Raw genomic sequence first — 257 nt, forward strand, 5'->3', positions numbered from 1 at the left:
GCAATTTTCGCTGCGCGTCGATCGCGGCGATGCGCTGCCCGTGCTGCTCTTTGCCGGGGTCAAGCGGATCGACGATACCTATCAGGCGGCGCTGCAGGCCGGGCTGCTCGGGACCGGTCCCGGCCTCGCCTTCGTTGCGCCGACCGCCACGCCGACGCCAACCGACACGCCGAGCGATATCGGTGCCACCGACGCTGCGCTGGGTGCGCAAACTGGGGTGAGCGGCAGTGTCGTAACCATTCAGGTCGACACGCCCA

Annotated in this window: 1 protein-coding gene; it reads left to right on the forward strand. The window is 68.5% G+C overall.

What is annotated here, in order from left to right; translation table 11 throughout:
* Nucleotides 1–257: hypothetical protein (locus RAD10_RS42225; protein ID WP_461622057.1), on the forward strand; the 257-nt coding region annotated here is incomplete at both ends.

This window comes from Bradyrhizobium sp. 23AC (assembly GCF_054863025.1).